The organism is Psychrobacter sp. NZS113 (genome assembly GCF_015864825.1).
GTDB lineage: Bacteria > Pseudomonadota > Gammaproteobacteria > Pseudomonadales > Moraxellaceae > Psychrobacter.
Map to the genome: position 1 here is coordinate 42,291 of NZ_JADYWL010000011.1, position 12,655 is coordinate 54,945.

Consider the following 12,655-nt stretch of genomic DNA (forward strand, 5'->3'; position numbering starts at 1 on the left):
GTTAATTGATAATTAGCGGGAATAGCTCAGTGGTAGAGCATAACCTTGCCAAGGTTGGGGTCGAGAGTTCGAATCTCTTTTCCCGCTCCAAATACTTAAAAAGCCTCACTTAACAGTGAGGCTTTTTTTTGTCTAATTTTCAGGGGCTACAGCGTTCTTATATCTTATTGACCAATCAAACTATTAAGTTAATCTAACGAGATAAAAGTCTCAAAATCAGCACCGTGACCAAAACGTGACCATTTCGTGCCCACGCTATAAACACCGTTTCTATAATTGACCCCAACTTACTACTCCTACCTTTATAGGAAGCGATGCTAAAAAATATTTTCTTAGTATCGCTTTTCCTTTTCCACTGCTTTTTTACAATTAGCTCATATCGTGACCAGAACGTGACCAAAACAGAGAAAAGTAAATATAAAAAATAACCCCAACCTTAATTGTATACTTTGAAGCGCCTTTTAGATAAGGCTATACAGCTGTTTCTCTACTCATATATTTCCAGTTTTATAAGTCATCAAGACTGGTCACCCACATGTTTAGTATTTGGCTTATAGATAAACAAGTCACCCACCTGCACGTCTAAAAACTCACATAACTGGTCGATAGTATTGAAATCAATTCTTGATGACTCTTCATTATATAGTTTGTGAAGGGTTGATTTACTCATGCCTGTTGCTCTTACAACATCTGCTACACGCAATTTTTTCTCTGCCAAAATAACAGGGAGTTTAGACACGATCATAAAATTTACCTCTTTTCGGGTAAAAATGCTTTACATTGCAGTAAAAAGGTAATATATTACACAAATCGGTTATTAATTACCTTTAAGCGGGTAAATTTTAACTGATTCCTTCAAGATGCATTTTTACAGGTTGATAAAATAATTTTTATTCTATCACTTAATGCAATTACTTAATAACTGAAAAGAGGTAAATACTATGAGTAATACTTATTTAACAACTGATGAGTTAGCCGAACGCATCAAGTACGACGCACGTACTATCCGCAATCAAATGAAAGACACCGTTTTGATTGAAAACATTCACTACATACGCCCTTTTGGTGGTCGTAAGATTTTGTACGTATGGGAGCGTATCGAGGAAGACATGTGCAAGCCAGTTATGAGCGCTATCAATGGTATGGCACTTCAATAAAAAATAAGGAGATTTACTATGGCTACTATGCGAGGACGGTTTGGTAAGCTAGTCGTTGACTTCCGCTACTTAGGTAAGCGCTGTCGAGAAAAGACCAGTTTAGAAGACAACCCAGCTAATCGTAAAAAATTAGCGCAAGTCATGAAAAAAATGGAAGCAGAAATAACTTTAGGCATCTTTGACTATGCTGCTTACTTCCCAAAGAGTGAACGAGCGCAGGAGATGACGGCACTGGCTGATAGAGCCGAAGCTTGTATCAGTCGCAATCCGACCTTTAAGAAGTTTTCGGAAACGTTTTTTGAGGAGAGGAAGATTGAATGGCGACCGAGCTATCGGCAAAAGATACAGATTATTTTGAATAAGTATTTATTACCTGAGTTTGGTGGTAAAGCGGTACATGCCATAAAAAAATCAGACTTGCTGACCTTCCGTAGCTCCCTCGCCAAAGTTTGTTACGGTAAAGATGGTCAGTCAAGTCTGTCAGTAGCACGGATCAACCAGATCATGATACTTCTTCGTATGATACTAGAAGAAGCGTCAGATCGCCATGATTTTGAGATGCCTTATAAAAATATTAAGAACCTCAAACAAGCTCGTCCGGATGTAAATCCCTTTACGCTGGCTGAGGTATGGCTGATTTTAAAGCATGTTCGAGCTGACTATAAGCCCTACTACACTATTCGCTTTTTTACGGGAATGCGTACCAGTGAGATTGATGGGCTTAAATGGGAGTGCATTAACTTTGATCGTCGTGAGATCAGTATAAGAGAGGCATTAGTTAATGGTGAGATGGGTCCGACGAAGACATTAGGCTCACAGCGTGATATTGCGATATCACAGTTAGTTTATGACGCCTTACTGGAGCAAAAGACTCGCACCTTTGGTAAGTCAGAGTTTGTGTTTTGCAATTCACAAGGCAATCCGATGGAGTACCGTAATGTGAATAGACGGGTATGGAAACCCACGCTTGCCCTACTCGGTTTGAAACACCGGCGTGCTTATCAAACTCGGCACACGGCAGCGACGCTTTGGCTCGCTGCTGGTGAGAACCCTGAGTGGATAGCACGTCAGATGGGCCATAGCAGTACAGAGATGCTGTTTCGAGTGTATAGCCGTTATGTGCCTGATATCACCCGTCAAGATGGCTCAGCGATGGATAACTTGCTAATGGCGAGCAAGGAAAAGCTAACCAGTGCATCGAATAGCTCTAATGCACAAACTGACAAGGAGACGTCACAATGAAAATTATTAATTATGAAGAGCTGTTTGGTGAGTTTAAACGGGATGGTGCAATCAGTGCAGATGCAAATCTTATCGCCAATGCATTGATGCGTGAGTTGTACGTTTCATCGGGTTATAACCTAGCACGCTTCTTAGGAGTGAAGCGGTGCTTTAATAATGATATGGCGATGCGTGTGTGGGTGCAGAAGAGCTTAGATGCTCAGGATGGGTACTTTGTGGAAGATATAAGCATTAAGCTTCAAAGCGAGCTTTATGAGCTATTACCGCAATCTAGCTATGGCAGCTACTGAGGAGAGTATTATGAGTGTAAAACTTCAGCCCAATATGACGCAGAGTCCATACGATATCAAGATATGTGAGGATTACTGGGCATATGATAATCAGAGCGGCTTTATTAAACATGTGCAGACGCTTTGTGAAAAGTATGAGGTAAGTCCTCAAATACTGTTTGAGACAATCGCTCAGTGTTATGCCTACTTGGACGATGTTGTATGTGAGTACTGCGGTTATGCTTGTCCAATTGAAGTACCTGCTGATATTCCCTATATGCGCGCAAAAGACAGTTGGTTATGCGCGATATGTGAGAATGCTTTATGGCGGACAGATAAAGAAAACAAATGAGTGTTAACCGTCAAAAATTCCGGACAGCTTGGGTTGTCTGGATTTTTTGTGTCTATCATTTCTCATACACGGTTCAAATTTAATGAGCCACTACAACTCTTATTTAGCTCAAGCATGTAAGCAAATATTAGAGTCAGTATAAATACACTGATACAGTCAGTTTTTATAGTAAGATAATACATTTCTTCTGAGTAGCTAAGTAATAAGCGAAGTTAGGATAACTACTGATAGAATTTAGATTGGCAAGTTTATTACTACGGTTTAGGTCAACATATAATAAAGATGAAAAAGGATGCTAGTACCATTAAGTATTACCATCCTCCTTTCCAAAATATTTTTTGCAAAAACTCGTGATAATTAGCGTCTATATACAACGCTATAACTTTTAAGCACCTAAATTATTTTGCAGCCAATAATATCTGTTGCCAAATCGCTACTTCATCATACATCACATATTCGCGGCGTAAGCCCCAAGGTCCAAACTCAGCATGGCAGGCTCCCATGACATGTACATCTGCGCCAGTTGGCTGTCCAAAATGCCCATAACCTTCATGCTTGCCAGTTAATGACCATCTAATCGCTGCACGAGGTGACATTAACTTATCTTCCCGACCAATCTGGTGGTGAATCTTAAACTCAGCATTAGGAAATGATGAACGCAACCCTAGCCAGAAAGCATCAACATCACCATGTGATATACCTGAAACGCCACCTGGATACTCACCTAAACAACAACGATCGTACTCATGTGGAATCAAAGCAAACTCTGCATTCATTAAGCGAGTTAAAATATCAGCATACTTCTCACCCCATGCATTGTCGTTACCACGACCTAAATAGGGACCTTCTTGATCAATATTTGGGGTAAATGGTGGTTTGGCAATACCATTTCTCTCTTGCATTTCAATAACTTCTTGCGCGCGTTCTTTAGGCGTTTGACCCATTTGTCGAGCAATGGCTCCTTGATCTCTTATCAACCATTCATCATCAATCTGATTGTTTTTTGCATGGCAATCAGCAATGACTCGAAAACGAAGATTTTGACCCGTTTTAATATGTGTGGCCGTGGTGATGATACGGTGTGAAGACAGCATGCCCGTCTCTGGCGTACCGCTCCAAATGACATCTTCACCCAGCAAGGTACGGTTAGGAAACTCTGCTAACACATTCATGGTCGCATTTATCACGCCTTGATTTCCAAAGTCTATACCTAGTGGCGTCCTAACCACAATATCTGGAGCATAATAGTCATGTAGCGTGTGTAATCCACGGTTTTCCCAGATTTCATTAGTAATTTTTAATATATAGTCAGGAAAATCGTTAAACTTCTCATCGAATCCTTTCATAAATTGCTCTTTTTTAAAGTAAATGTTAGTAAATTGGTTTTATTTATCAAACTGACGGTAACGTGCTTTATTAAATTCGCGCATTCGAGCGAGGACATCTACGCCAACTTGTTTATAGGCATGTAAAATATCTACAAGCACCCAGTTCTCACGAATTAAGCCATCCTCACAACGCCAAAAGTCTAGGCTACGAAGCGTTACTTGTTGTCCGGCAGGTGCAATACCAAGCCAGCCATCGTTAGAGACAGTCATCGACATGCCAGGCCAAGCGGTGAAAGCGACATAATCTCCTTCAGCAAAAAAATACCCGTTTTCTTCAATGGTTTGACGGTTTGGCAGAGCATTTAAAAATGGGATTTGATGCCAGTTGCGAAACCCTGCAATACCTCGGCAAGCACCAATACCAGAAGGTCCGTACCAAGTGCAACGAGGATGCCAATACTTTTCTAGATTCATGGCTGAGACACCGCCTGTCGAAAACTTACCCAAACCGTTTAGCATATCGAGCACTAATTGCCCGCTTCGCTGATTTTGTTCAACAGAGTAATCTTGTCCCACTAGGTTGCCATCGAGGGTAGCTGGTGCTGAGGTGATACCTTCACGCCCAAGGCTTCTTACCATTGGCCATGCATCCGCTTGATACATCACTTCCGGTATGTCCCAAAGTGCTTGCATTTCAACAATCTTGCCGTTTTCAAAGCGGTAAAACTCATGAAAACGCATGGTAACCTGATGTCCTGTGGGAGGAATATCAAGCCAGCTTTCCATGAACGTACCTGTATAGTAGCCAGCACACCCTACCCAGTCAGTATTACTATTTTCATTGCTGGTCATACTGCTACCACTATTGCCAGCCATGACAATAAAGGTTCGACGCTCTAGATCTGGAATGGCTTGTTGTAATGGCTCAAATGCTTCAGTAAATAAAGCGTCACGGTTTTGCAGGGTTTCTAATGGGTAAGCCAATTGAATGACAGCAGATTCAGTAAAGAGCTCATCGATTAGAGACTTCACTTTTTCACTATCATAATTGTATAGCGCTTTATTAAACCGCTCAATTTGATGTTTATTTTGCTGTTCTGCTGTCTTGTTATTCATGTGCTTTCCCTTGCTATATTTTTTAGATTTGAATCGATTAAAAATCTTACAAGCTTTCAGTTAATTAATCATAACCACATCGACAATAGTAGATGTGGTTATGGCTTTGATTGGTCGCACCTTAGGTCTTAGGTTAGGACTTTATTCCATGATAGTAGGTGTGTGGGCCAAATCACCTGATTTGGTGTCAAACTTTTCCCAACCATGACCATTAAAGGGGTCAATACCTAGCTGCATCATAATAGAAGGAAAATCGACCATGACATAGTTATCTTCGATTTTACCATCGGCTACTTTCCAAAAATCCATATAGCGAATAATGACTTTCTTGCCGGTGGGCTTTATACCCATGAATTCGCCACTGTGGATGGCTTCTTGACGACCAAATGCTGCACACCATTCACCTTGGGTTAGTCTTGCTTCATCAATACACACTTTTTCAGAGAATGCTTGCTGAAATGGACGCTGCCAACCATTTTGAAACTCTGTTAAGCCTTCTTTGTAACCACATCCTGCATTACCCATCCAGCGAAAAGTTTCGGCAAAAAATCGACCCATATTATCAATATCATGATCATTTAAGCCGTCAACCATGGCATCAATCACACCTATGGTTTCATCCGTTTTACTAAGATCATTATCTTTGGTTAAGATGCCTTGCTCTGGACGTTTTGAGGTTGTCATAATATTTCTCTCTTTTAAGTTAAAAGGTAAAAGTTATTTTTTAAGCATTGATGAAGACAAAAATCAAACTCTTGATTCTTCGAACGCTTGCCACGCTTTCTCAAAAGCTGCAAAGTCAAAACCTTCTTGTTTTGCTGGTGTTAGGATGATTTTCTCGCTATTTAATAACTTCTGAATAGCTGCTTCCAATTTATCGATTATATTTTTAGGTATGACGACGGCGCCATGACGGTCAGCATGTATTAAATCACCCACCTCAACCGTCATGCCCATAATATCGACTGTGGTATTAACCTCTTTAATATGGACAAATCCATGACTAGGACCGACAAAAGGGGCAATCACTGGAAAGTCTTCTGCCATATCACCCAAATCGCGCATCACGCCATTTGTTAGTGCCCCATTCATCCCAAATGCCTTATGTATCGTCGTGTTGATTTCGCCCCAGTATGCGCCAATGCAGTTTGGATAATCGACATCTTCAACCACTGCGACTGAGGGCATATCACCTTTAGCACCCTCTGACATGGCACGATAATAATCCATACGTCTGGCGCGGATCACCTCTTTTGGTTCTGTGGGTTCTGCCAATGCGCTAATTTTTGCGGTCACGGCATAACCGACAATCGGTCTTGAATCAGGGTCAGATGACAACATATTTCCACGTGTAAAACTATTAAAGCCTCTTTTACCCTGAGCCACTTCAATGGCGTTACATACCGTTGGCGTATCAACAGATTGCAGTAATTTAAGTAACGTATTATTCATAGATATCTCCTTTCATTTCCATATGATTTGAGCGACAAGCTAATTTTGGTTAACTAGGGTATGTCATTATTTAAGAAAACAACCAGCTTTCTAAGGCACAGTTGGTTTGCTCTGGCGCTTGCAATGTCGGTAGGTGGCCTGCACCTTTGATGATGTGTAAATCTGCATTTGGCATCAAAGACTTCATCAATGTATGACGCTCAACAGGACAAAGTTGATCGTTTTCACCACACAAAATTAAAGTAGGGACATTGGCAGCAAGTTTTTTTAAAGTTTCTTGCTGGTCTTGTCTATCACGTAAAGCCATGCTTTGGTTAATATAAGCGGCTATACCAGATGACTGAGACATGGCGTTGCAAAGCTCAATTATTTTTAAATTTCTCTGAGTTGATAGACTTTCTGTAGGCGAGAAATACTTAGGAATAGTATTCGCTATCACCTCAGCCAATCCATTCTGTTGCACATTGGCCATTAATAATTGGCGATTTCTCTTAACCTCTTCTGCTTCTGATTTTGGGTTTGTGTCAAGTAGCGCAAGTTTGGCAATGCGATTGGGTGCTTGACGTAACACTTCCATAGCAATAATACCGCCCATGGATAATCCTGCCAGCGCAAAGACTGGTGGTGCATTATCTATAATGTCTTTTGCTAAATCCTGCATATTACTGTGAGTTGAAACCGGTACAATATGAATCGGCACTCTGTGCGAAAAAGCTGATATTTGAGGCTCGTAAAGTCTTGCATCACACATCATCCCAGGGATAAGAACCAAAGGTATCATTTTTATATTCCTAAACAGTCTGCCTTAACTTCTAAGGTAATAATCTTAATCACACTACGGCTCAATTTGGGTGGTTAACTCTGTCTCCAAGTCGCCCCTGCCGCTTCGGCGGTGTTTTTTACTCTAAATAAGGCAGTTTCACCAGACATAGAAGGGTAAATACGATGTTTTAGATTAGGCGGTACGGCTACCACGTCCCCTGGTGCTATGCTTGTCTGAGATTCTTCACCAGTATCATCTAGCCACTTAAATGTCCAATACCCTGTTTTCACCATCAGAATTTCATGACAGTCAGTCTGATAAGGCGCTTCACTGATTGAGCCGCGTGTCAAAAACTCTACCGAAAAACCTGGCTTGTCTTTGATCAAGGCATATTCACCAATTACTTGGCAAGGTGCTTCTTTGGCCAGTGCCATCATGTCCCAATAACGGGCGACATAATTAGGGACGATTGCTGATGTCGGTACTTCTAGATACTGCTTAAGCGCTTCTTTTGTGAGTAACGGCATTGGAGCAATACCCTCAGGCAAGTTCTCCCCTTTTTTGCTGTCATACAGTCGACCATCATTGCCCAAAATCAGACCATGAGCCTTAGCCTCTTCAATAACTTGCGGCGCCCAAGTCACACCGCCACCCGCATCGTCACCACCCAGTATCGACATAATCATACCGTAGTCGTTACCGATATTTTCAAAGCCACGAAACACACCCGTTGGAATATTAAAAATATCTCCTGCTTCGCAAATAACTTCTCCCGCTGTACCATGAAGGCCCCAAAAAAAGCGCCAACGACCACTCAATACAAAAAAGACTTCGGCCGTGGTGTGTAGGTGCAAGCTGTTTTTACAATGTGGTGGTTGCCCTGCAGCACCAATGTTAAAGCCAGGGGTGTCTTGAATATGTACGTGCTGGTCTGGGCTTTCTGACACACCACCACCAATAATAGTGAAGTTTTCTTTATGATTTGACCCTGGCGTATGTGCATCAATAAAGGCAGTACGGCAAGGCTGCAAATCTCCATAACGCACGATACGTTTTTCCATCTCAAGTCTGCTGATACCTTCCATTACTTTATTCCTATTTTAATTTGTCTTCCAAACAGCTTATTTAATCAGAAGCATTTATGGTTTTTTTGCCGAGTTACGAACAATCAATGGGCCATCTATAGAAATACGCCTCGGTGGAGAATCAGGGTTGGCTATTTTCTCTAATAAAGTAGATACCACCTCATCTGCCATACGCTGAGCTGGTTGACTGACGGTCGTTAAGCTATAAGATTCCCAAGATGCTACTGCAACATCATCGTACCCAACGACGGATACATCTTCTGGCACTTTAAGACCCAACTCGTAACGTAAGGTATCCATGACAGCAAAAGCCATAAAGTCATTAGCGACAAATACAGCATCTGGGCGGCTTGTTTCAGATTTATTAGCAAATAACTCTATCGTGGCTTGCTTCGCCATTTCACGATCATAGTTACCGACTGCTTGGGCAAATAGCTTTTGACCAGACTGTTGCAACCCTAAAATGAAGCCAGCTTCACGATCTCGCTGTGTAGAAGACCCTGTCCAACCTGAAATATGAGCTATTCTTTTATGATTACCTTTAACAAAAAACTCTGCCACTTTACGACCACCGACAAAGTTGTCAGAGCTCACCCCAGAGAGTCGATCATCATCTTGCAAACGATTAAGCATAACCACAGGAATGTTCTCTGTATAACAACGGTCTGTCAAATCACTAGATAAACTCAGAGACGCTGTGATAATACCGTCCACTTGATAATCCAAAAGCTCATCTACCACCTTAAGCGTAGAGTCTTTGTCATTCATCGCCATAAAAATTAGTAAATGATAACCTTGTGACTGCAACGCATGAGAAAGCTTTTCGATCACATCTGCATAAAAGAGGTTTTCTAAGTGCGCAACAACCAAACCAATTAAACGACTTTGCCCAGTAATTAATGAGCGTGCTAGCATGTTGGGCCGGTAGCCTAGTTCTTTAGCGGCTTTCTTTACCTTATCTTTAATTTTTTGCGACACACTCGCACCCGGGGTATAAACCCGAGATACCGCAGATTGACTGACCCCTGCTGCTTCAGCAACTTGATCTGCTGTAACACGTTGGGTTTTTATAGTATTTGTGATATCAGAATTTTTATTTGTCATCTCATAACCTTTTATATCCAAGCTCTTAGTCATTGGTGTTGATAGGGTGTTCTGCTAATTATTATACCTAAGCTAATAAATCAAAAACACTTAGTGTCAAAACCACTGAGAACTCAATATCTAGCGTTGGCTATCCTGCGGTCCATCCACCATCTATTAACAATGAAGTACCTGTTATCATGGCGGCAGCATCTGATGCCAAAAATACAGTTGCTCCCATAATATCCTCTACTTCGGCCACTCTGCCTAAATGAATTTTATTCATAATCCATTGGCTTTTGTCAGCGTCAGCAAACGTTGCTGCACTCAAGGCTGTCCTTACAAATGTTGGACAGATGGTATTAATGCGAATGCCATGCTTTCCCCACTCTATTGCCATGGCCTTGGTATAACCCTCAACAGCATGCTTAGTTGCACAGTACACGGCACGATCTGGCCCACCGACATGCCCCATTTGTGAGGAGACATTGATAAGGCTACCAACTTTATTGGCATGAATGAGTTTCTTTGCTGCCGCTTGCATCAAAAAATAAGAGGCGCGCAGATTAATATCAGTCACATCATCAAAATCATTAGGTTCAGTCTCCAGTGCAGGTGTATGTTTGGCCATACCTGCACTGTTGACCACAATATCAAAAGCTTCTGTATTAGAGAGGTTTTCAAATAAATGACGAACAGAGGCGACATCGGTCACATCTAGTTTTAAGGCGTTGGACTTTAAACCTTTATCTGCCATTAGTGTCACCACAGCTTGCAACTTATCGGAGGAGCGCGCCGCTAATGTGACGTCTGCACCTGCTTCAGCCAATGCAACAGCACACCCTAACCCAATACCAGATGAGGCTCCAGTCACTAATGCACGCTTTCCTGTCAGATTAAATGAGGGTGTTGTTGGTAATTGCATAAGTCTTTATCTTCTCTAATTTAAATGTGTGATATCCAATAGATATGATTGAATGATAATGCTGGCTTAGTCAGCAGCTGTACCATAAGGTACTTCTTGATGACCATAACGGCGTACACGCACATTACACTGTTCAGCATGACCGACAAAACCTTCTAACATGCATAAGCGCGACCCATAACGTCCAATCTTGGCAGCGGCCTCATCCGTAGTGATTTTTTGGTATGAGTGTGTTTTTAAATATTTTCCTACCCACAATCCACCGGTATAACGGCCTGCTTTTTTGGTGGGTAAAGTGTGATTGGTACCGATGACTTTATCACCATTAGAAACATTGGTACGAGGACCTAAAAATAACGCCCCATAACAAGTCATATGTTCTAAGAACCAATCATCTCGATCTGTCATCACTTGCACGTGTTCTGATGCATAGTCATTGGCAACTTCTAGCATTTCTTCATAGGTGTCACAAACAATGATTTCACCATAATCTTCCCAACTCACCGATGCTGTATCGGCCGTTGGCAATACTTTCAGTAGACGCTCGATTTCGCTCATGGTGTCTTCAGCCAGTTGCTGTGATGTCGTTAGCAGTACAGCAGGTGAGTTATAGCCGTGCTCTGCTTGACCTAGCAAATCTGTAGCACAAATCTCGCCATCAACCGTATCATCCGCAATGACCATTGTTTCAGTAGGTCCTGCAAATAAATCAATTCCCACACGACCAAATAACTGACGTTTTGCCTCAGCGACAAAAGCATTACCAGGGCCAACCAACATATGCACAGGTTCGATGGTTTCTGTACCTAATGCCATTGCTCCAACAGCTTGAATACCACCCAACACATAAATTTCATGCGCGCCGCCCAGGTGCATAGCAGCAATCACGGCAGGGTTCGGCTTGCCTTTAAACGGTGGTGTACAAGCAACAATACGAGGTACACCAGCGACCGAAGCTGTAGCAACAGACATATGTGCTGATGCGACCATCGGAAACTTACCACCTGGGATATAGCAACCTGCCGACTGAACAGGAATATTTTTGTGACCCAAAATAACCCCAGGCATGGTTTCAATTTCAATGTCTTGCATCGAGTCGCGCTGAGCTTGGGCGAAATTACGTACCTGAGCTTGAGCAAATTTGATGTCTTCTAAATCACGAGGCGAAACTTGCGCAATTAGCTCATCAATCTCTTGTTGGTTTAAGCGAAATGCTTGTGGAGAATAATTATCGAATTTCTCTGACAGCTCACGTATGGCAGTGTCACCACGCTTTTCGATATCTGCTAATGTGTTCTCAACAACTTGACGCACCTTTGCATCATCTTGGCTACGTTGTGCTTCAGGCTTGCCTTTTTTTAAATATGTAATCACATCCATGTCCTCGTTTATGCTTATTTAGCATGTTTTTTGGTAGATAAAAAAATTGGCTTTCTTACATCATGTTATTAATGGTATGAAACCATTCACGCATCATATTTATAATGCATACGAATTTATCATTAAAACCCTTATGCTGATACTTATCTAAATACATTGAAAATGCTAATAATAACCTTTAAATAAAGCGTATAAAATAAACATTGTTAATCTAAAAACCTACTGATTATAAATATATATTAGCGCGATACGACCAATAATACAACATTTTATTGAATTCGAATTCATTAATTTTTATACGTCTGTTAAAGGGCTTTAATGTGAGATATTTGATGCTTAACTTTACGAATATTTGACAGTCGTGCCACTCTTTAACATAAAATATAAAAGTCGATAAGAACGAGCATCACATTATTCATGTTATAAAACGCAAAAAAAGCCACCTCAGTGACTTTCTTTACTTAAAAATTTATAGGCAAAAGCTAACCGTTAAACACATATTT

At 41.3% G+C, this 12,655-nt stretch carries 14 protein-coding genes and 1 tRNA gene; 5 read left to right on the top strand and 10 right to left on the bottom strand.

Features of this window, described 5'->3' with window-relative positions:
• The first annotated feature begins 15 nt into the window (after positions 1-15).
• Positions 16-90: transfer RNA gene (locus I6E61_RS13665), tRNA-Gly, on the top strand.
• Between the two features lie 427 nt (positions 91-517).
• Here I6E61_RS13665 and I6E61_RS13670 read toward each other — a convergent pair.
• Positions 518-745, bottom strand: a complete 228-nt coding sequence (locus I6E61_RS13670) for a helix-turn-helix transcriptional regulator (RefSeq protein WP_197135251.1) — start codon at positions 743-745, stop codon at positions 518-520.
• Positions 746-941: 196 nt separating this feature from the next.
• Here I6E61_RS13670 and I6E61_RS13675 point away from each other — a divergent pair, with 196 nt between their 5' ends.
• Genes I6E61_RS13675 through I6E61_RS13690 form a run of 4 tightly spaced genes read left to right on the top strand, consistent with a single transcriptional unit; the run spans position 942 to position 3,020 of the window.
• Complete coding sequence (locus I6E61_RS13675; RefSeq protein WP_011513303.1) at positions 942-1,157, top strand: hypothetical protein; 216 nt, start codon at positions 942-944, stop codon at positions 1,155-1,157.
• 18 nt (positions 1,158-1,175) lie between these two features.
• Positions 1,176-2,399 (top strand): tyrosine-type recombinase/integrase, encoded by a 1,224-nt coding sequence (locus tag I6E61_RS13680; RefSeq protein ID WP_197135252.1) that lies wholly within the window; start codon positions 1,176-1,178, stop codon positions 2,397-2,399.
• Complete coding sequence (locus I6E61_RS13685) at positions 2,396-2,689, top strand: hypothetical protein (protein WP_197135253.1); 294 nt, start codon at positions 2,396-2,398, stop codon at positions 2,687-2,689. The genes I6E61_RS13680 and I6E61_RS13685 overlap by 4 nt, the downstream gene beginning before the upstream one ends.
• 10 nt (positions 2,690-2,699) lie before the next feature.
• Positions 2,700-3,020, top strand: coding sequence for a hypothetical protein (locus I6E61_RS13690; protein WP_227685954.1), 321 nt, complete (start codon positions 2,700-2,702; stop codon positions 3,018-3,020).
• A 398-nt stretch (positions 3,021-3,418) separates the two neighbouring features.
• Here I6E61_RS13690 and I6E61_RS13695 read toward each other — a convergent pair whose 3' ends face one another.
• The 9 genes from I6E61_RS13695 to hisD form a co-directional block, all read right to left on the bottom strand.
• On the bottom strand, positions 3,419-4,366 hold the full coding sequence (locus tag I6E61_RS13695) for an ester cyclase (RefSeq protein ID WP_197135254.1): 948 nt from the start codon (positions 4,364-4,366) through the stop codon (positions 3,419-3,421).
• A 39-nt stretch (positions 4,367-4,405) separates the two neighbouring features.
• The gene (locus tag I6E61_RS13700; RefSeq protein WP_197135255.1) at positions 4,406-5,464 is read right to left on the bottom strand and encodes an ester cyclase; all 1,059 of its coding nucleotides are present in this window, start codon (positions 5,462-5,464) and stop codon (positions 4,406-4,408) included.
• A 141-nt stretch (positions 5,465-5,605) separates the two neighbouring features.
• A complete protein-coding gene (locus I6E61_RS13705; RefSeq protein ID WP_197135256.1) occupies positions 5,606-6,148 on the bottom strand; it encodes an ester cyclase in 543 nt (180 codons plus the stop codon).
• A gap of 63 nt (positions 6,149-6,211) precedes the next feature.
• Positions 6,212-6,916, bottom strand: coding sequence for an RraA family protein (locus I6E61_RS13710; RefSeq protein WP_197135257.1), 705 nt, complete (start codon positions 6,914-6,916; stop codon positions 6,212-6,214).
• Between the two features lie 70 nt (positions 6,917-6,986).
• Positions 6,987-7,697 carry an alpha/beta fold hydrolase gene (locus I6E61_RS13715; protein WP_197135258.1) on the bottom strand — a complete coding sequence of 237 codons (711 nt, stop codon included), beginning with the start codon at positions 7,695-7,697 and terminating at the stop codon, positions 6,987-6,989.
• Positions 7,698-7,771: 74 nt separating this feature from the next.
• Entirely contained in the window at positions 7,772-8,764 is a 993-nt protein-coding gene (locus I6E61_RS13720; RefSeq protein WP_197135259.1) for a cupin domain-containing protein, read from the bottom strand.
• A gap of 54 nt (positions 8,765-8,818) precedes the next feature.
• Positions 8,819-9,868, bottom strand: a complete 1,050-nt coding sequence (locus I6E61_RS13725) for a LacI family DNA-binding transcriptional regulator (RefSeq protein WP_197135260.1) — start codon at positions 9,866-9,868, stop codon at positions 8,819-8,821.
• Positions 9,869-9,998: 130 nt separating this feature from the next.
• Positions 9,999-10,772, bottom strand: coding sequence for an SDR family NAD(P)-dependent oxidoreductase (locus I6E61_RS13730; RefSeq protein ID WP_197135261.1), 774 nt, complete (start codon positions 10,770-10,772; stop codon positions 9,999-10,001).
• 66 nt (positions 10,773-10,838) lie between these two features.
• Positions 10,839-12,146 (bottom strand): histidinol dehydrogenase, encoded by a 1,308-nt coding sequence (gene hisD / locus I6E61_RS13735; RefSeq protein ID WP_197135262.1) that lies wholly within the window; start codon positions 12,144-12,146, stop codon positions 10,839-10,841.
• Positions 12,147-12,655 lie beyond the last annotated feature (509 nt).